This window comes from Kitasatospora sp. NPDC036934 (assembly GCF_055608425.1).
This window is the reverse complement of the sequence record NZ_JBVJQR010000023.1, coordinates 67,215-83,570: the sequence shown is the minus strand read 5'-3', so window position 1 is coordinate 83,570 and position 16,356 is coordinate 67,215. Positions and strand designations below refer to the sequence as shown.

Sequence of the window (16,356 nt, the reverse complement as noted above, 5' to 3'; positions counted from 1 at the left end):
GGTGCCTGGCCATCGCAGGGCGGGCGCGAGGGGAGGGGCGTCATGATCGGCGTCATCGATGATGGTTCGCGCGAGGCCGAGGGGCGGGACGGTGAGGGCATCCAGTGGCTGGCGGACGCGGGCGGGGAAGTGGCCGGGGTGGTGTTCGCCCGGGGGATCCGGCCTGAGGAACTCGCCCGTCGGATGGGTGCCGACCCGGCCGAGGTGACCGGGCCGATCAGCGGCAGGGAGATCTGGGACCTGGACATCGAGGTCTACCGCCCCGGCGATGACGGCGACGGCGTGATCCGGGTAGGCGAGGCGGACGGCTGGTCCTTCGCGATCGAGTACGGGGACTCCACCGGCGGTGAACTGCTCACCGAGATAGCGCGTGAGGGCGTGGAGGTGGTCCACTTCCGCCCGATGCCGGAGCAGCCGCCGGCTCTGCTCGACTACGCCCGGGACGGCGCCGTGTTGTGCGGCTTCGGCCTCGGCCAGGAGCGCTGGCGCTGGGGGCAGCAGCCGGACCTGCTCGTGCCGGAGCTGGTCGCCGCCAACGTCCTGGAGGCGGACGGTGTCACCTCCTGCGTGCCTGGGAGTTCGCCCTGTGCGGGTCTGCGGCAGCGGAGCCTCGGCGCGGTCGGGCGGCGGTTCGGGCTGCGCCTGCCCCCGGCGGTACTGGGCGAGATGCGGCTGCCGGCGTACGTGGTGCGCGGCAGGCCGGGGCTGGAACTGCGCTGAGCTGAGAAAGCGAGGGGCGGTCATGGCGTAGGTCCTTCCCGGGCCCCACCGGAGGGGCCCCGTCGACCGCCATCCTCACCCGCCACCACCCACCCGCACATGTGCCGATCGGCAGGTTCCGGCGACCGATTTCCCCAGGCCAGGCTGCCGATCGGCCTACTGACCCGGCGCCGAGGGCGATGTCAGGGGCGGGCGGTGGGGTCCGAGTTCAGGGGCGCCGCTGACGCCGGTTTCGATCGCCGGGCCCGGGGCACGTACCTCGACCGGAGGGTGTTCGCCCCGGTGGATGATTCCCCTTCGTGGTGGGGGAGTTGGCCGCCCTTTCGGCTGGGGCCGCTCGGTCGTCCTGCCGCAGCCGGCGGGCTGCCGGGGGACGGGGCTGCTCCGTCGGACCGTCTGGCCGGCGCGGCCCGGGTGGGAGGCCGCTGCGGCGTCAGGCGGCGAGCCCTGCCGTGCGTACCCGGGCGGCGGACCGGGAGAGGCGCAGGGCCGCGGTCAGGCTCGGGCAGAAGCCCAGGGCGCAGGTGGCGAGCAGGGCGGTGGGGGTGAGTCCGGAGAGCACCGTGACGACCAGGGCGATCGCCGGGGTGAGGAGGAGCGGCGAGAGCAGGAGCAGTGCCGCCTGGCGCTTCTCGCGCCGGGTCCACTGCCGGGACCTGCTGACCCGGACGGCGGCCAGGACGGCCGAGGCGAACCCGAGTACGGGCCCGGCGACCGGGATCAGCGCCAGTGGCAGGGCGAGCACGGCGAGGGCCAGGGTGAGGTTGGTCCGGCCCGCCGGCTCCGGGGCGGGCGGAGTCTGACCCTCCTCGGCGAGGGCGGCGTGGGCGATCTGCCGGGGGGTGCCGAGCTGTTCCAGGACGGCGCGGACGGCGGCCTCGGTGAGCGGGGTGTCGGTGAGCGAGATCTCGATGTGCTCGCGCAGGTCGGCCAGCAGTTCGCGGCGGCGTTCCGGCGGCAGGGTGGCGGTGCTGCGGGCGACCGCGTCGAGGTGGGCGCGGACCAGGGGGTGCTCGATGGGGTTGTTCACGGGTGGTCTCCTGGGGCGAGGACGTGGTCGACGGTGGCACGGAAGGCGGGCCACAGCGCGGTGAACTCCTCCAGCGCGCTCCGCCCGGCTTCCGTGAGGGTGTAGTACCGGCGGGACGGGCCGCTGGCCGAGTCGCGCAGGAAGGTGTCCGCGAGCCCGGCACGGCGCAGCCGGGACAGCAGGGGGTAGATGGTGCCCTGGCTGGTCGCCAGCGTCGGGTACCGGCCGAGTTCCTGGAGCAGTTCGACCCCGTAGCGCGGGCCGTCGCGCAGCAGCGCGAGGACGCAGTACTCCAGGACTCCCTTGCGCAGCTGAGTCGCGACCGGGCCGTCGGACGAACCGGACGAACCGGGTGGAACGTCAGGCTCGGGGCTTGCGGTGCCAGGTACCATGCAATGCAAGATAGCAGGCGACGCAAGGTAGTGCACGCACGGCGATGCGGCGGGAGATCGGCCCGCCACGCCTTCCGCTACGCCTCCTGCTACGCCTCCCGCTGTGACGGCTGCGACGATTGCGACGCCCGAGGCGGCTGCTATGGCTGCGACGGCTGCGATGCCCGAGGCGGCTGCGACGCCCGCGAAGGCCGCCACCCCGCCAGGTGCTCGGCCAGCACGGCGCCCGGATCCGTCGTGGTGTCCCGCAAAGCGACCATCGCGGCGGTGATCACGTCGCACAGCTCGCCCTGCAGATCGGCCATCGAGTGGCTGACCCCCTTGCGCGGATTGGCCCCGAGCACGCCGAGCAGTGCCTCCGCGACCTCCCCGGCCTCCTCCTGGATCTTCACTACCTGTAGGGGCAGCAGCGGCAGTCCGAGGCCGTCCCGGTGGTCGGAGAGGTGGCGGTGGATGTCGTCGACCACCGCCCAGTCATGGGTCCGCCCGACCGCCAGTCGGGCCTCCAGCTGGCGCAGGTAGCCCTTGAGTGCGGGCGGCACCTTCATCCGCTGCGCCTCGGCGAACGGGACCAGCCGCAGCTCCTGGCCCTCGCCGAGGACCAGCTCGGCCGGGTCGACGTCGACCTGGGCGTGGAAGGCGCGCCGCCGGTGGCCCCGGTGGTCGGTCGCGGCCAGCACCGGGTGGAAGGGGAGCAGGTCGGGCACGTCCAGCCCGGTCTCCTCGCGCAGTTCGCGCACCGCCGTCCGGTGCGGCGTCTCTCCGGGCTCGCGGTGGCCACCCGGGACCACCCAGTGGGCGGGCCACCGGATGTCCGGCTTGTCGTCGCGCAGTTGGAGCAGGATCTCCTGCCGGCTGGTGGTGATGAAGACGTCCACGCTGACGAAGTCGGTGTCGTCGTTCAACGCGCCCCCTGTTCGCGATCTGTCCGAGCCGTGCCCACCGCCGGTCCACCGCGGACCCGCAACGGACCGCAACGGAGCCTCCGTATGCCGAGGCCGCAGCCACGACGCACCGGCGACGCAGCCCCCGGCGACGCAGCCACGACGTATTCCATGGCGCACCGGCGACGCACCGGCGACCGGCGGTAAGGCTGCCACCCCGTGGCCCGGTTGAATCCTCACCCGGTCGGCCGGTGGTAGCCCGTTCGGCGCACGCCCTCCGTCCGTGGACTCCGACGGGCGTCGCCCAGCCCCGCCCCCTAGGGTCTGTGGTGCGCCGACGCTGCTGAGCGCCGGGGCGTACGCCTCCCCGAAGCACCAGGGCGTACGCCGTTCTGCCGCACGCCGGTGCGCTTGCCGGGCGGTGCGGCAGCAGATCAGCCCGGCAGGCCAGCCCGGCGTACCAGCCCGGCCAACCGAGAGGTGGACCGCTCCATGCACACCGTCGTCCGCGGCGCCGGCGCACTCGGCCTGACCGCGCTGCTGATCGCCCCCCTCTCCGGTTGCCAGGGCGACAGCCGCTCCGCCGCCGAACCCGCGCCCAGCTCCCCGGCCACCGGTGCGAGCGCCACCGGCCTGGCCGCCCAGCGGCTGGACTGGAAGCCCTGCCCGGCCCCGAGCGCCGCGCAGGGCGGCGGCACCGCGCCCGCGAGCGACTGGGAGTGCGCCACCCTCAAGGCCCCGCTGGACCACGCCGATCCCGACGGGAAGACCATCGACCTCGCACTGATCCGCAGCAAGGCCAAGGACGAACAGCACCGGCTCGGCTCGCTGCTCTTCAACTTCGGCGGCCCCGGTGCGTCCGGCGTGGCCACCTTGCCCGCCCTGTCCTCGGCCTACGCCTCCCTCAACACCCGCTACGACCTGGTGAGTTTCGATCCGCGCGGGGTCGGCGACAGCGCCGGGGTGAAGTGCCTGGACGACCAGGGGATGGACGCCAACGCGGCCGTCGACGGCACCCCGGACACCTCCGCCGAGGTCAAGGCACTGGACGACAGCAACGCGCAGTTCGCCGCCGCCTGCGAGCACAACTCCGCCGCAGTGCTGCCGTACGTGGACACCGAGAGCGCCGCCCGGGACATGGACCTGATGCGGCAGGTCCTCGGCGATCGGAAGCTCTCCTACTTCGGGATCAGCTACGGCACTCAACTCGGCGGCGTCTACGCGCACTTGTTCCCGCAGGAGGTCGGCCGGATGGTGCTGGACTCGGTGGTCGACCCGACCAAGGACCCGCAGCAGAACGCGCTCGGCCAGGCCCAGGGCTTCCAACTCGCCCTGGACGACTTCATGAAGGCCTGTGCCACCCAGGACGCGGCCGCCTGCCCGACCGGCGCCGGCGGCGCCGAGGGCACCGCGCGGATCACCGACCTGCTGCAGAAGATCGCGCAGTCGCCGCTGCCCACCAGCAGCGGACGCAAGCTCACCGAGAGCCTGGCCGTCACCGGCATCGCCAGCGCCCTGTACAGCCGGCAGGCCTGGCCCGCGCTGGCCTCCGGACTCACCGAGGCGATGCAGGCGGGGACCGGCGACACCCTCCTCCAGCTCGCCGACGCGCTGCTCGGGCGCGATCCGCAGGGCCACTACAACAACCTCAACGCGGCCAACCGGGCGATCAGTTGCGTGGATGCCCGGCAGCGCTACTCCGACCAGGACGTCGAGCAGGAGCTGCCGCAGTTCCGCACCGCCTCCCCGGTGTTCGGCGACTTCACCGCCTGGGGTCTGACCGGCTGCACCGGCTGGCCCGTCCCCGGCAAGACCGACCACCCGGAGGTCTCCGCGCAGGGCGCCGCCCCGATCCTGGTGGTCGGCACCGCCGGGGACCCGGCCACTCCGGTCGAGGGCGCCCGCACCATGGCGCAGCAGCTGGGCTCAGGCGTCGGCATCACCGTCACCCTCAACGGCGAGGGCCACGGCGGCTACAACACCGGCAACCCGTGCCTGAAGAAGACCGTGGACGCCTACCTGCTGGACGGTACGGTACCTTCCGACGGGACCACCTGCAGCTGAGAAGTGGACCACTGGAAGTTGATCCGATTGGCCCTGGATACCGGTCCAATCCGGCCCTAAGATCATCCACGTGAACAAGAACGAGAACAAGAGCGCGCACGAGAACGAGATCGTGAACACCGGGGCCACCAAGGTCGACTTCTACTTCGACCCCGTCTGCCCCTTCGCCTGGATCACCTCCCGGTGGATCCTGGAGGTCGCCCGCCAGCGCGAACTCGACCTCACCTTCCGGGTGATGAGCCTGTCCGTCCTCAACGAGGGCCGCACCGACCTGCCGGAGCGCTACCAGCGCCTGATGACCACCGGCTGGGGCCCCGTCCGGGTCTGCATCGCCGCCGCCGAACAGTACGGCCAGCACGTGCTGCGTGACCTCTACACCGAGCTCGGCACCCGCTTCCACGACCAGGACCGGCCCGCCGACGACACCGTCATCCGCGAGGCCCTGGTGGCGGCCGGACTGCCTGAGGAACTCGCCGAGGCGGCCACCAGCACCGCGTACGACCTCGCGCTGCGCAAGAGCCACCACGAGGGCATGGACCCGGTCGGTGAGGAGGTCGGCACCCCGACCATCCACGTGGACGGGGTGGCCTTCTTCGGCCCGGTGCTGAGCGCGATCCCGCGCGGGGAGGACGCGCTGCGGGTCTTCGAGGGCGTCCGCCTGCTGGCCGGCTACCCGAAGTTCTTCGAGCTCAAGCGGACCCGGACGGACTCGCTCGACTTCTCCTGAGGAGCGGCTCCTCCCGAGGGGTGCCCCGGCCCCACCCGGGGCGCCTCTGGACGTCCGACGTCCGACAGCCGACGGCCGACGTCCGACGGCGGTGCCGTCCGGGCCTCCGGCTCCCGTCCTGGGCCGCAGGGGCGACCATGGAGGGGTGGGCCCTGAGCGGGGAGTCCGTGCGGGGCCGGCGGGTGAGGCCCGGCGGCGCCCGAGAGGCGGTGAGCGTGGATGATCGGACGAACGCGTCTGCGCGCTGACCGCCACCCGGCGACCCCGCCCGGCCGAGGCCCCGGCCGGTGGCCCGACCCGCCCGGCCGTGGTGGAGGCCCTGGTGGCGGCCCCGGTGGTGGCTCGAACCGCGGCCCCGGCGGAGGTCCCAACCGGGGCCCCGGCGGCACCCCGCCCAAGCCGCCGCCCCCCGCGCTGCGCCGCTGGCTGCTGCCCGTCGCCGTGCTGGTGACCCTGCTGCTCCTGGTGCTGCTCGCCAAGCCCAGCCCGGTCGGCCCCCGCTACGGCTACACCGACCTGCTCAACCGGGTCGACGCCGGCCAGGTGCAGACCGTGGACGTCAGCGACACCGGCGGGGTGTCCGGCACGCTCAAGGACGGCACCCACTTCACCAGCCAGCTCCCGACCGCCCTGGACACCTCCCAGCTCAGCCGGGCGCTCTCCGACCAGCACGTGAGCGTCACCGGCAGCCGCTCCAGCGGGGGCAGCTCGATCTGGTCCACCCTGCTGCTGTTCCTGCCGCTGCTGATCTTCGGCGGGCTGTTCCTGTGGTCCGGCCGGATGGCGGCGCGCTCGCTCGGCGGCGGGCTGAGCGCGATCGGCCGCTCCCGGGCGAAGATCATCGAGGCCGAGCGGCCCGCCACCGGCTTCGCCGACGTGGCCGGGTACGAGGGGGTGAAACAGGAGGTCAGCGAGGTGGTCGACTTCCTGCGCAGCCCGGAACGCTACGCCGCCGCGGGGGCCAAGGGGCCGCGCGGAGTGATCATGGTAGGCCCACCGGGCACCGGCAAGACGCTGCTCGCCCGGGCGGTCGCCGGCGAGGCCTCCGTACCCTTCCTGTCCGTCACCGGCTCCGGCTTCGTGGAGATGTTCGTCGGCGTCGGCGCCTCCCGGGTCCGCGACCTGTTCGACGAGGCCCGCAAGCGCGCCCCGTCCATCGTCTTCATCGACGAGATCGACGCCGTGGGCGGCCGACGCGCGGGCGGCAGCCGGATCGGCGGCAACGACGAGCGCGAGCAGACCCTCAACCAGCTGCTCTCCGAGATGGACGGCTTCGACCAGAGCACCGGCATCGTCGTCATCGCCGCCACCAACCGGCCGGACGCCCTCGACCCGGCCCTGCTGCGCCCCGGCCGCTTCGACCGGCAGGTCACCGTGCCGCTGCCCAACCAGGCCGAGCGGGCGGCCATCCTCGCCGTCCACACCCGCGGCAAGACCCTCGCCCCGGAGGCCGACCTGGACCGGATCGCCCGCGGCACCCCGGGTTTCTCCGGCGCTGACCTCGCCAACCTGGTCAACGAGGCCGCCATCAACGCCGTGCGCGCCGAACGGTCCACCATCACCGCCGCCGACCTCGACGACGCCCGCGACCGGGTGCTGCTCGGACGCCGGGAGTCCTCCAACGCGCTGCTGCCCGAGGAGCGGCACGCCGTCGCCGTGCACGAGTCCGGGCACGCGCTGACCGCCGCGCTGTGCCGGCACGCCGACCCGGTCGCGAAGGTGACCATCCTCCCGGCCGGGGTCGCCCTCGGCGCCACCGAACAGCTTCCCGAGGCGGAGCGGCACCTGTACAGCGAGGGCTACCTGAACGACCTGATCACCGTCCAGCTCGGCGGGCGGGCCGCCGAACTGGTGGTCTTCGGCGAGGGCTCGACCGGCGCCGCCAACGACCTCGCCAACGCCACCTCGGTGGCCACCAGGATGGTCCGCGAGTTCGGCCTCTCCCCGGACATCGGACCGGTCGGTTACTCCAGCGGCTCCCCCCAGTACCTCGGCGACCACCCCGAGGACCTGCTGCGCCGCCCCTACTCCGAGCAGACCCAGCGCGCGATGGACGAGGCGGTGGCCGCCCTGCTGCGCGGCGCCGAGCGCCGGGCCGTCGCGCTGCTGCGCGAACACCGGCACCACCTGGACGAGTTGGCGGCGCTGCTGGTCGCCCAGGAGACGGTGGACGGCCGCGTGGTGCTCGACATCCTCCGGCACCCGGCGCCGGAGACGGGCGGAGGGCCGGGCCCGGCAGTCCCGTCCTGAGGGGCGCCCGGGGCCGTCCAGGGCCGGATCGGGTCGGACCAGGCCGTCCAGGGATCAGGCCGTTCAGGGCAGGATCAGGCCGGACGGGCCAGGGGGCGCCGCAGGCGCGGCCGCGGCCCGGGTGGATGATGTCGTGGTACCGACCCGAAGGAGCCGACCATGACCGAAACCCTGCCCGCGGACGTCCAGCGCGAGATCGCCCTGGCCCTCGGGGTGGTGCCCGTCACCGACCCCGCGAAGGAAGCCGAGCGCCGGGTGGCCTTCCTCGCCGACCAGCTGCGGGCCTCCGGCGCGCGCACCCTGGTGCTGGGCATCAGCGGCGGGGTGGACTCCACCACCACCGGTCGGCTCTGCCAGCTCGCCGTCGAGCGGCTGCGCGCCGAGGGGTACCAGGCCTCCTTCACCGCGATGCGGCTGCCGTACGGCGTCCAGGCGGACGAGGCCGACGCCCAGCGCGCCCTGGACTTCATCCGGGCCGACGAACTGCTCACCGTCGACGTCAAGCCCGCGACCGACGCCGCCTTCGACGCGCTGCTGACCGCCGGCCTCACCTTCCGCGATCACGCCCACGAGGACTTCGTGCGCGGCAACGTCAAGGCCCGCCAGCGGATGGTGGTCCAGTACGCGGCCGCGGGCGCCAGTGGCGGCCTGGTCGTCGGCACCGACCACGCCGCCGAGGCGGCCGTCGGCTTCTTCACCAAGTTCGGCGACGGCGCGGCCGACGTGATGCCGCTCTCCGGTCTGACGAAGCGTCAGGTCCGCGCGATGGCGGCCCACTTGGGGGCGCCTGAGGAGCTGGTCGGCAAGGTCCCCACCGCGGACCTGGAGAACCTCGCCCCCGGCAAGCCCGACGAGGACGCGCTCGGCGTCGAGTACAACGACCTGGACGACTTCCTGGAGGGTCGCCCGGTCAGCGAGCAGGTCTTCCAGACCGTCCTCGGCCACTACCGCCGCACCGAGCACAAGCGCGGTCTGCCGATCACCCCGGCCCAGGCGTGACCGACCCGGCCGGGCGGAACGCGCGGGCGGCCGGGGCGATCCTCGGGTCGGCGGTGGGCGACGCCCTCGGCGCGCCCTACGAGTTCGGCCCGGCCGGCGTCCTGTCTGCCCGCTTCCCGATCGGCGGGGGCGGAGCGGAACTGGTCGCTGGCGGCGGCTGGGAGCGCGGCGAGGCCACCGACGACACCCAGATGGCCGTCCTGGTCGCCGAATCCCTCCTCGAACGCGGGGAGTTGGACCTCCCGGACATCTTCGACCGGTTCCGCCGCTGGGCCGCCGCCGAACCCAAGGACATCGGCATCCAGACCGAGTCCGTGCTCACTGGCGGCCACCCCTGGGACCTCGCCGCCGGCATCCACTTCAACACCACCCTGCGCGCCGCCGGCAACGGCTCCCTGATGCGGGCCGCCACCGCCGCGGTCGCCTTCGCCCGCGCCGGCCGCGAGGCCACCATGGACGCCGCCCGCCGGATCGCCGCGCTCACCCACGGCGACCGGGCCGCCTGGGAGGGTACGGCGATCTTCCACGAGCTGGTCCGTCTCGCCCTGGACGGCACCGAACCGCTCGCCGAACTCCCGTCCGTGCTGGCCGCGGTGGACCCCGAGCACCGTGAGCGCTACGCCACCGTCCTCGCCCACGACTGGCACCCCGACCAGGCCACCGAGCCCAACGGCGCAGTCTGGCCCTGCCTGGGCTCCGCTGTCTGGGCGCTGCGCACCACCGACGGCTTCGAGGCGGCCCTGCGCGCCGCCGTCGACCTAGGCGGCGACACCGACACCGTCGCCGCCGTCACCGGCGGCCTGGCCGGCGCCCGCTACGGCCTGGCGGCCGTCCCGGCCCGCTGGACCGAGCCGCTGCACGTGCCCCTCCCGGGCTCCGACGGACGCGTCCTGCGGGCGCCCGACCTGCTGCGGCTGGCGGAGCGGCTGGCGGCGTATTCGGCCGGGCCGGCCCAGGAGCCGTTCCAGCGGCGGCCCGCCGGCCGGCCCTCGTACCCCGTGATCGTCCGCGCGGGCGGATCGTCACCGTACTACCGCGAACGGGGGCACCGTGCCGGATAGATGATCCGTTGATCGGTCGTCTACCGCCCCTGGCTACCGTGCGGCGCAGAACGAACCGGGCCCGACCACAGGAGCTTCCGCTGTCCAGGATCATCACCACCGCCCTGCCCGCGCACGGGCACGTCAGCCCGCTGCTGGCCATCTCCGCCGATCTCGCCGCGCGCGGCCACGAGGTGGTCTTCCTCGGTGGTTCGCGCTTCGCGGAGGCCGCCGGGCGGGCCGGGGTGCGCTTCGCCGCGCTGCCCGCCGAGGCCGACTGGGACGACCGCGACCTCGACGCGTCGTTCCCGGGGCGGGCGGAGCTGCCGCCCGGCCCGGAGCGGATCGGCTTCGACGTGCGGCACATCTTCCTCGACCCGGTCCCGTACCAGTACCGGGCGCTGCTCGCGCTGTTGGCGGAGTTCCCGGCCGACGTGGTGATCGCCGACTCCTTCGTCCAGGGGGCGCTGCCGCTGGCGCTCTCCCGGCCGCGGGCGGAGCGCCCGGCGCTGATCGGGGTCGGGACCACGCCGTCGATGCTGCCGAGCGTGGACACCGCGCCGTTCGGGCTGGCGCTGCCGCCGCTGCCGGGGGAGGAGGGCCGGATCCGCAACCGCGCGCTGCAGGAGGAGATGGACCGGCGCGGCGAGCCGTTGCAGCGGTACGCGGAGAAGGTGTTCGCGGAGGTGGGCGTCCGGCTGCCGGAGGGCCCGCGCGGGTTGGCGGCGGCGACGGTGCCGGACGTGTTCCTGCAGCTGACCGTTCCGGGCTTCGAGTACCCGCGCGGCGACGCGCCCGCCTCCTACCGGCTGATCGGCGGGCTGCCGGGGAAGGTCGGCGAGGAGCAGCCGCTGCCCGAGTGGTGGGCGGAGGTCACCGGGGAGCGGCCGGTCGTGGTGGTGACCCAGGGCACGCTGGCCAATGACGACCTGTCCGAGCTGGTCGTGCCGACGGTCCGCGCGCTGGCCGAGCGGGACGTCCTGGTGGTGGCGGCCACCGCCCGTCCGGACGGTCCGCAGGTGCTGACCGAGCTGCTGGGCGGGCGGCTGCCGGGCAACGTCCGCGCCGCCGGGTACGTGCCGTTCGACCGACTGTTGCCCCACACCGACGTGCTGGTGAGCAACGGCGGCTTCGGCGGGGTTCAGACGGCGCTGCGGTACGGGGTGCCGCTGGTGGTGGCGGGCGCGAGCGAGGACAAGCCGGAGGTGGCGGCCCGGGTGCAGTGGGCGGGCGTCGGACTGGACCTGCGCACCGGCTGCCCGGAGCCGGAGTCGGTCGGCCGGGCGGTGGAGCGGGTGCTCGGCGAGGGCCGGTTCCGCGAACGGGCCCGCGCGCTGGGCGCGGAGTTCGCGGAGTACCGGCCGTTCGACACCATCGCCGAGCTGGTCGAGACGCTCTGACGACCGTCGTGGTGGCAGGGGCTGCCGGGACGTCCCGTCAGTTGCCGTCGCCGTCCGCGTCCGCCTCCGGGGTGGGCGCGGCGGCGCCGCCCTTGCTGATGCCGAGCTTGGCCTCGGCCGTCGTCCAGTCGGTGGCGATCGCCTGCTGCGCGGCGGTCAGGGTGACCTGGCCCTTGCAGATCGCGGTGTGCAGGTGGGTCTCCACCGAGTCCTTGGGGTTGTTGGGGCCCTTGCCCGGGACGTGCCCGGGGGAGGGCGGCTGGATCCAGAGGTTGCGCGGGTCGTTGGGGTCGCCGCCGAGCTGGAGGCTGATCAGGTGGTCGTACTCGGCGTCGCCCATCGGCCCGCTGTAGCCGTAGGACTTGGCGTTCTCGGCCTTCTCCTTGCCGGTGATGTTGACCGGCGGGCGGATGGTCGAGGTGTAGCCGCCCGGCTTGCAGATGGTGTCGTTGATGTTGCCCTGGTTGACGGCCGGGCTGATCGCGCCGGGGGTGCAGTTCGGGTCGGGCAGCGGCTGCTTGTCCGCGGTGTAGCGGTAGTGGCAGCTGCCCGCGGCGGGCTGCGGCTGGGCGTCGTAGGAGCTCTTCGGACCGGGGCCGGTCACGACCGCGGCCGGGACGGGCTGGGCGGCGTCGCCCGGGGCCGCCGGGGCGGAGGTGTGGGCGCCGGCGTGGGAGCTCTCCTTGGCGTGCGAGCCGCCCTTGGCGGTCTGGCCGCCGCCGGACGAGCAGCCGGCGGCTGCGGCGAGCAGGACGGCCGCGGCTATGGCGAGGGCGCCTCGGGCGGGAGCCGGCACGGAGTTCCTCCAGGTCGTTGCGGTAGTACGGGCGGCCGGCGGGCGAGGTGCCGGAGGCCGCGTCAGCGGACACTACCGTGTCGAGGAGGCCGAAGGGGTGACGCAGGGTCCGGCGCGGGAGGACCGTCACGGGCGCGCGGAATCGTTTCCGCGACCCGAGCGGACGTCAGTACGTGACCCGAACGGGATCTCGGTGCACGACCCGAACAGGACCTCGGTGGTGCACGACCCGAACGGATGTCAGGACGCGCCCCGAGGGATCTCAGTACCGGCGCAGCGTCTCGATCCAGTCGGTGATCAGGTCCTCCAGCACGCCCAGCGGCAGGCTGCCGTGCCCGATCACCTCGTGGTGGAACTCCCGTACGTCGAAGCGCCCGCCGAGCGCGGCCTGCGCCCGCTCCCGGTGCCGGACGATCTCCCGACGGCCGATCAGGTAGCCGGTGGCCTGGCCGGGCCAGGCGATGTAGCGGTCGATCTCGTTGCGGACGTTGGCCTCGGGGGTAGCGGTGTTGTCCCGCATGAAGGCCATCGCCCGCTCCCGGGACCAGCCGTAATGGTGCAGCCCGGTGTCCACCACCAGGCGCACCGCGCGCAGCGCGTCCATCGAGAGCATGCCGAAGCGGGACAGCTCCGAGCTGTACAGGCCCATCTCGTCGGCCAGCCGCTCGGTGTACAGGCCCCAGCCCTCGACGTGCGCGGTCAGCTGGGCGCTGGGCTGCTGCCGGAAGCGCGGCAGCCCGGTCAGGGTGCGGGCGAGCGCGAGCTGCAGGTGGTGGCCGGGCACGCTCTCGTGGAAGGCGATCGCCTCGTACTCGTAGCTGAACCGGCTCTCCGGGTTCAGCGTGTTGATCCAGTGGGTGCCGGGCCGCCCGCCCGGGCCCGGCGGCTGGTAGTAGGCCAGCGGCGCGGTCTCGGCCTCCAGCGGGTCGATCTCCCTGGTCACGCAGTCCGCGATCGGGTACGGGCGGAACCAGTCGGCCGAGGCGTGCCGGGCGCGCTCCAGGGCGGCGTCCACCAGGGCGACGATCTCGGCCGCGCTGCCGAAGCGCAGCGACCGGTCCTCGCGCAGCGCGGTCAGTACGGCGTCGGTGCCGTTGACGCCGAGCACCTTGCCGCCCAGCTCGGCGAGCTCCTCGCGCAGCGCCGCCACCGTCTCCAGGCCGATCCGGTGTATCTCCTCCGGGGCCAGCCCGGGGCGGGTGTAGCGGCCGACGGCGTCGACGTAGCCCTCGGCGCCGCCGGGCACGTGGCAGACCCCCGCCTCGGTGTCCGGGCGGGCGCCCGGGGCCAGCCGCTGGGCCAGCCCGGCCCGGTAGCGGGCCACGGCCGGGCGGACGCCGTCGCGCACGATCGCCCGGGCCCGCTCGAACTCCGGGCGGCCCTGGAGCGGGCGCAGCAGTTGGTCGGCGGTGGGGTCGGCGGCCAGGTGGCCGTCCAGCTGGGTGATCGCGGCGTCCACGCCGCTGCGCAGCGGGTGCCGGCCCTCGGCGGCGGCGTCCAGGCCGACCTGAAGCACGGCGTCGAAGTAGCCGGGCAGGCCTGCCAGCCGCTCCAGGTAGGCGTCGGCGCCCTCCTGGTCGACGGCGGTCATGGCGAGCGAGCTGAACACCGTGTTGTGCGGGGCGACGATGGTCGCGGAGATGCTGAAGTCGGCCAGCCCGTGGGCGATCCGCCCGCTGTCGTTGTCGATCAGCCGGACGAGCACCCGGTGGGTGATGCGGTCCTCGCCGGTCAGCCCGTCCAGCGGGATCGCGGCCAGCCGGGCGCCGAAGCCCTGGAGCACCTCGCGGTGGCGCAGTGCGGCCGCCCGGGACGGGTCGGGCACCTCGTGGGCGTAGCCCTCGGTGCCGGCGAGGGTCGCCTCGAAGGGGTCATGGGCGTTCTCGGCGGCGAAGAACTCTTCGGCGAGCGCGGCGAGTTCGGCCTGTGGCGCGGCGTCGGCCCCGGCTTTGGGAGCGGAGCCGATCCGCTGGGTGGGGTCGGCGGGCTGAGCGGGCATCGGGTGCTCCCGGGTCCGGTGTGGTCAGTGCGGCACGGGTTCCCTGGTGCGGCCCGATCGGGCCGATTATTCGGAGTCGGCGACGGCGCGGTCAATACACGAGCGGACGGAAACGAGTTCCGTCCGCTCGTGATGAACGCGCCGTCGCCGGGGCCGGGTTCAGCGGCGCTGGGTCTCCTTGGCGGCCTGCTCGGCGGCCTCCTTCTCGCGCTTCGCCTTGATCCGGGCCTCTTCCTTGCGGACGTCCACCTGGTTGGCGCGCTCGTGCTGGAGCCAGAGCGGGTTCTCGGCCTTGATCGCGTCGATCTGCTCGGTGGTGAGGGCCTCGGTCACCCCGCCGCGGGCCAGGCCCGAGATGGAGATGCCGAGCTTGGCGGCGACCACCGGGCGCGGGTGCGGGCCGTTCTTGCGCAGCTCCTGGAGCCACTGCGGCGGCTCGGCCTGCAGTGCGTTGAGCTCCTCGCGGGAGACCACGCCCTCCTGGAAGTCGGTCGGCGCCGCTGCGAGGTAGATCCCCAGCTTCTTGGCCGCCGTCTCCGGCTTCATGGTCTGGCTGGTCTTCTGCTTGAGCGATGTCATGTGACAAGGGTAAGGGAGTGCGCGGGCGCTTCCGGTCACGGTCGGTAGCCTTGCCCTGTGACAGACATGCAGGTGAACCCGCCCTTCCGGCTCGCGTACGTTCCGGGCGTGACCCCCGGCAAATGGGCCCGGGTCTGGGTCGAGCGGCTCCCGGACGTCCCGCTCGACCTGGTCGCGGTGCCCTCCACCGACGGCGAGCGGACGGTGCGCGAGGGCGCGGTGGACGCCGGGCTGGTCCGGCTGCCGGTCGACAAGGACGTGCTCAGCGCGATCCCGCTGTACACCGAGAGCACCGTGGTGATCTTCCCCAAGGACCACTGGCTCGCCGCCGCCGAGGAGGTCGCGCTCGCCGACCTCGCCGACGAGGTGGTCTTCCACCCGCTGGACGACACCCTCGGTTTCACCGCCGAGACCCTGCCCGGTCGCCCGGCGATCGCCCGCCCGGACACCACCGCGGACGCGGTCGAGCTGGTGGCGGCCAACGTCGGGGTGCTGCTGGTGCCCCAGTCGCTGGCCCGGCTGCACCACCGGCGGGACCTCACCTACCGGCCGGTGGTGGAGGCACCGCAGTCGCAGGTGGCGCTGTCCTGGCCGCAGGAGCGCACCACGGACCTGGTGGAGGAGTTCATCGGGATCGTCCGGGGGCGCACCGTCAACAGCTCGCGCGGCCGCGGGGCCGGGCAGGGGGCCGAGCCCCAGCAGAAGGCCCAGCCGAAGAAGGCCGCCGCGCAGCGCAAGCCGCAGCAGCAGTCCCAGAAGCCCAAGCCCAAGGCGAAGCCGGCGGCGGGCGGCCGGAGCGCGGCGGCCGGCCGGCGGGGCAAGCCGAAGCGCCGTTCCTGACACCGCCCGCGGAGTAGCGTCGGCCCCGTTCCGGACAGTCGTGGTGGGAGGAGCGGGGCCGTGTGGCATGACCTGGTGGTCGTCCAGATTCCGATCGTGGAGAAGATCCTCCGGACGATCGCGGTCTACGTACTGATCCTGGTGCTGTTCCGGCTCGCCGGGAAGCGCGGGCTGGCGGGGCTGAACACCTTCGACATGGTGGTCGTCTTCCTGCTCTCCAACGTGGTGCAGAACGCGATCATCGGCAACGACAACAGCCTGCTGGGCGGCGCGATCGGCGCGGTCACCCTGATCGCGGTGAACGCCGGGGTGACCCGCTGGCTGGCCCGGGACCCGCGGGCCGCGCGGATCCTGGAGGGCACGCCGACCACGGTGGTCCGGGACGGTGTTCTGGTGCCCGGCGCGCTGCACCAGCTGGCGCTGCGCCCCTCCGAGCTGGAGCACGCGATCCGGGTGCAGAACGGCGATGACGTGAGCGGCGTCGCGCGGGCCCGGCTGGAGCCGGACGGGCAGCTGCTGGTGACCCTCCGCGCGGTCGAGCGGAGTGCCACCAAGGGGGACGTCGAGGAGTTGCGGGAGCGGCTGGAGTCGATCGAGCGGCTGCTGGCCGACATCGCCGCCGACCGTCGGCCCCCG

At 73.9% G+C, this 16,356-nt stretch carries 15 protein-coding genes; 9 read left to right on the top strand and 6 right to left on the bottom strand.

Annotated elements, in window-relative coordinates; all coding sequences use genetic code 11:
• The first annotated feature begins 42 nt into the window (after nt 1-42).
• On the top strand, nt 43-720 hold the full coding sequence (locus tag ACZ7BZ_RS29415; protein WP_470360977.1) for a DUF6461 domain-containing protein: 678 nt from the start codon (nt 43-45) through the stop codon (nt 718-720).
• Nucleotides 721-1,153: 433 nt separating this feature from the next.
• Here ACZ7BZ_RS29415 and ACZ7BZ_RS29410 read toward each other — a convergent pair whose 3' ends face one another.
• The 3 genes from ACZ7BZ_RS29410 to ACZ7BZ_RS29400 form a co-directional block, all read right to left on the bottom strand.
• Entirely contained in the window at nt 1,154-1,750 is a 597-nt protein-coding gene (locus ACZ7BZ_RS29410; protein WP_470360976.1) for an HAAS signaling domain-containing protein, read from the bottom strand.
• Nucleotides 1,747-2,142, bottom strand: a complete 396-nt coding sequence (locus tag ACZ7BZ_RS29405) for a PadR family transcriptional regulator (protein WP_470360975.1) — start codon at nt 2,140-2,142, stop codon at nt 1,747-1,749. Before ACZ7BZ_RS29405 ends, ACZ7BZ_RS29410 begins: the two co-directional genes overlap by 4 nt.
• Before the next feature lie 140 nt (nt 2,143-2,282).
• Nucleotides 2,283-3,047, bottom strand: a complete 765-nt coding sequence (locus ACZ7BZ_RS29400; RefSeq protein WP_470360974.1) for an NUDIX domain-containing protein — start codon at nt 3,045-3,047, stop codon at nt 2,283-2,285.
• 471 nt (nt 3,048-3,518) lie between these two features.
• On the opposite strand from ACZ7BZ_RS29400, the gene ACZ7BZ_RS29395 reads away from it, so the two are divergent.
• The 6 genes from ACZ7BZ_RS29395 (at nt 3,519) to ACZ7BZ_RS29370 (ending at nt 11,506) form a co-directional block, all read left to right on the top strand.
• Nucleotides 3,519-5,090, top strand: coding sequence for an alpha/beta hydrolase (locus ACZ7BZ_RS29395; RefSeq protein WP_470360973.1), 1,572 nt, complete (start codon nt 3,519-3,521; stop codon nt 5,088-5,090).
• Between the two features lie 109 nt (nt 5,091-5,199).
• Nucleotides 5,200-5,817: a mycothiol-dependent nitroreductase Rv2466c family protein gene (locus ACZ7BZ_RS29390; protein WP_470361013.1), complete on the top strand. Its 618-nt coding sequence runs from the start codon at nt 5,200-5,202 to the stop codon at nt 5,815-5,817.
• 219 nt (nt 5,818-6,036) lie between these two features.
• Nucleotides 6,037-8,067: an ATP-dependent zinc metalloprotease FtsH gene (gene ftsH, locus ACZ7BZ_RS29385; RefSeq protein ID WP_470360972.1), complete on the top strand. Its 2,031-nt coding sequence runs from the start codon at nt 6,037-6,039 to the stop codon at nt 8,065-8,067.
• A 159-nt stretch (nt 8,068-8,226) separates the two neighbouring features.
• Nucleotides 8,227-9,066, top strand: coding sequence for an ammonia-dependent NAD(+) synthetase (gene nadE, locus ACZ7BZ_RS29380; protein WP_470360971.1), 840 nt, complete (start codon nt 8,227-8,229; stop codon nt 9,064-9,066).
• A complete protein-coding gene (locus tag ACZ7BZ_RS29375) occupies nt 9,063-10,127 on the top strand; it encodes an ADP-ribosylglycohydrolase family protein (protein ID WP_470360970.1) in 1,065 nt (354 codons plus the stop codon). The genes nadE and ACZ7BZ_RS29375 overlap by 4 nt, the downstream gene beginning before the upstream one ends.
• Nucleotides 10,128-10,165: 38 nt before the next feature.
• Complete coding sequence (locus ACZ7BZ_RS29370) at nt 10,166-11,506, top strand: glycosyltransferase (protein WP_470360969.1); 1,341 nt, start codon at nt 10,166-10,168, stop codon at nt 11,504-11,506.
• A 37-nt stretch (nt 11,507-11,543) separates the two neighbouring features.
• Here ACZ7BZ_RS29370 and ACZ7BZ_RS29365 read toward each other — a convergent pair whose 3' ends face one another.
• The 3 genes from ACZ7BZ_RS29365 to ACZ7BZ_RS29355 form a co-directional block, all read right to left on the bottom strand.
• Nucleotides 11,544-12,302 (bottom strand): hypothetical protein, encoded by a 759-nt coding sequence (locus ACZ7BZ_RS29365; RefSeq protein ID WP_470360968.1) that lies wholly within the window; start codon nt 12,300-12,302, stop codon nt 11,544-11,546.
• Between the two features lie 262 nt (nt 12,303-12,564).
• Nucleotides 12,565-14,301: a DUF885 domain-containing protein gene (locus tag ACZ7BZ_RS29360; protein ID WP_470360967.1), complete on the bottom strand. Its 1,737-nt coding sequence runs from the start codon at nt 14,299-14,301 to the stop codon at nt 12,565-12,567.
• Between the two features lie 159 nt (nt 14,302-14,460).
• Complete coding sequence (locus ACZ7BZ_RS29355) at nt 14,461-14,880, bottom strand: DUF5997 family protein (RefSeq protein WP_380456702.1); 420 nt, start codon at nt 14,878-14,880, stop codon at nt 14,461-14,463.
• 57 nt (nt 14,881-14,937) lie between these two features.
• Between ACZ7BZ_RS29355 and ACZ7BZ_RS29350 the strand changes: the two genes are divergently transcribed.
• The gene (locus ACZ7BZ_RS29350) at nt 14,938-15,720 is read left to right on the top strand and encodes a LysR substrate-binding domain-containing protein (RefSeq protein WP_470360966.1); all 783 of its coding nucleotides are present in this window, start codon (nt 14,938-14,940) and stop codon (nt 15,718-15,720) included.
• Nucleotides 15,721-15,780: 60 nt separating this feature from the next.
• A partial coding sequence (locus tag ACZ7BZ_RS29345) for a DUF421 domain-containing protein (protein WP_470360965.1) occupies nt 15,781-16,356 on the top strand: 576 nt, incomplete at its 3' end.

Excerpts from the sequence above, each read along its gene's own strand:
- ACZ7BZ_RS29415 (WP_470360977.1), top strand. The coding sequence starts at position 43 with ATGATCGGCGTCATCGATGATGGTTCGCGCGAGGCCGAGGGGCGGGAC.
- ACZ7BZ_RS29405 (WP_470360975.1), bottom strand. The coding sequence starts at position 2,142 with ATGGTACCTGGCACCGCAAGCCCCGAGCCTGACGTTCCACCCGGTTCG.
- ACZ7BZ_RS29395 (WP_470360973.1), top strand. The coding sequence starts at position 3,519 with ATGCACACCGTCGTCCGCGGCGCCGGCGCACTCGGCCTGACCGCGCTG.
- ftsH (WP_470360972.1), top strand. The coding sequence starts at position 6,037 with ATGATCGGACGAACGCGTCTGCGCGCTGACCGCCACCCGGCGACCCCG.
- nadE (WP_470360971.1), top strand. The coding sequence starts at position 8,227 with ATGACCGAAACCCTGCCCGCGGACGTCCAGCGCGAGATCGCCCTGGCC.
- ACZ7BZ_RS29360 (WP_470360967.1), bottom strand. The coding sequence starts at position 14,301 with ATGCCCGCTCAGCCCGCCGACCCCACCCAGCGGATCGGCTCCGCTCCC.
- ACZ7BZ_RS29355 (WP_380456702.1), bottom strand. The coding sequence starts at position 14,880 with ATGACATCGCTCAAGCAGAAGACCAGCCAGACCATGAAGCCGGAGACG.